Source organism: Massilia sp. IC2-477 (assembly GCF_020707265.1).
Taxonomy (GTDB): Bacteria; Pseudomonadota; Gammaproteobacteria; order Burkholderiales; family Burkholderiaceae_D; genus Telluria.
The window spans coordinates 1-324 of record NZ_JAJFEQ010000038.1 but is presented as its reverse complement, the minus strand read 5'-3'; the positions used below and the strand labels follow the sequence as shown (position 1 = coordinate 324).

Annotated in this window: 1 rRNA gene; it reads right to left on the bottom strand. The window is 53.1% G+C overall.

Going from position 1 to position 324, the window contains the following annotated elements:
- Window positions 1-324 (bottom strand): 23S ribosomal RNA (locus tag LK542_RS24790); the annotation flags it as partial.

Genomic DNA, 324 nt, shown 5'->3' with positions numbered 1-324 from the left:
TCAAGCGCCTTAGAATACTCATCTCGCCCACCTGTGTCGGTTTGCGGTACGGTCTCGTATGACTGAAGCTTAGAGGCTTTTCTTGGAACCACTTCCGATTGCTTCAGGACCTAAGTCCCTCGTCCCAGCCCCTTGGATTATGTACCCGGATTTGCCTAAGTACCTCCTATGAACCAGAAACTAGCTATTCCAACAGCTAGACAACCTTCCGCGATCCGTCCCCCCATCGCATCATACGACGGTGCAGGAATATTAACCTGCTTCCCATCAGCTACGCATCTCTGCCTCGCCTTAGGGGCCGACTCACCCTGCTCCGATGAACGT